Annotated in this window: 1 pseudogene; it reads right to left on the reverse strand. The window is 41.5% G+C overall.

What is annotated here, in order from left to right:
- A pseudogene (locus tag JXQ92_RS19285) lies at nt 1-1580 on the reverse strand (hypothetical protein); the annotation flags it as partial.

Here is a 1580-nt window from a genome sequence, read left to right on the forward strand (position 1 = left end):
TGATAAGCAATTCTAAGAGTTTCTCCTTTTCTAATAGGGTTTGGATACGCTCTATAAGAAGCTTGGAATAGACTTTCAACTCTTACCGATCTGATTTCAGAGTATTCAAATTCTCCACTAAAGTCTGTTTGTTTCAATCGGTAGAATGATAATCCGTTGGCAGGCTTAGTATGGGTGTAAGTGTAGAACAGAACAGCATCACTATTTCCAGCGCCATCAATGTTGGCTACTTCATTAAAGTTTACACCATCGGTACTATTTTCTATGGTATAGAAGGCATTATTAGTTTCGGAAGCAGTAACCCAATCCAATTGAACTTGACTTTGATCATTGACTTCAGCTTCGAAAGAGATTAACGTAATTGGTAATGCGGCTATTTCAATAGATCCTAAAGTATAATACTGGCCATCGGTAAAGTCAACGGTGAAAGTAGCAGAGTTACCCCCCCCATCAATTGCAGAAGGGCTGATGTAAGTAGTTCCACCATTGGAGAAGTCTCCATCATCGTCGACCATAAGTCTTAGTTGGGTCAGGTTGTTTGTTCCTACACCTAATGGGCCTGTAATGGTACTGAGATCGAAAGTAACTTCTATATCATCTAGGGTACCAGTTTCTTGTACTCTCCATTCTCTATTGAGCCTACTTTGAACTTGAGCGCCGTCAAATTCTCTGTTATCAGAATCTTCAATAGCTGCATTATCATTACCGGAAATGATAAAGGAGTCGTTGTTATCAAAACTACCTGCAGGTTCGGTGAAGGTAACTAAGGCATCACTATTTTCACTTTTAGAGCTGGTTTGTGAAAGACAAGAGAGGTCGTCTCTACCAATACCGAATATATCATTGTAGTAAGTTGTTCCTTGTCCATCAAAATCCCAGATATCATCTCCATCGGCAGCTCTATAATCTCTTTCATCGATACCACCTGTACTTCCATCATCACTAGCATTCATAGTAAGCCCATACTTAAGGGCTAGGTAAGACTCCACTTTATTTCGCTGATCTGAGCTAAGGACACTCGAGAATACAATGCTTTCTGCAATATCACCTGCAAACTGAGCATCTACATCTCCATCACTGTGGTTAGCAATACCAAAAGAAGTTGGGTCAGTGAGTGCTGATGTACTACCTGTACCAGTTGCCTCACTATTACCATCAACAAAGATGGTAATGGCACCAGAAGATTGAGTTCTAGTGGCAGTTACAAAATGTGGTCTACTATTGTTGAAGGTAGTGGCAGTTTCCGCATCAAAACCTGTAGAGGTATTTGCATTGACCCAAATAGTACCATTTTCCATGCCTAAACCATAGTCAAGTGTTCCTGTAGTTTCACTTGCTCCGATCAGGGCAGGGGAGTTGACGAAGTCACCAGCCGTACCCGCGGCTTGTCCAGTTTTAAAGACAGAGATCAATGTCATATCGCCTGAAACCGTATTAGAACTCGTTTCAATGTAAGAGGCATTATTAGAGTTAGGATCAACAAACCTGAGGGCAGGGTTGAAATTGATTTCATTTGCTTCAAAAGTAGGCTCGATTGGCCCACCACCACCGAGATTAGATTCGCTACCATTGTCGGCAGG

Origin of the sequence: Roseivirga sp. (assembly GCF_049099775.1) — a bacterium.
In the GTDB taxonomy this organism is placed as follows: domain Bacteria; phylum Bacteroidota; class Bacteroidia; order Cytophagales; family Cyclobacteriaceae; genus Roseivirga.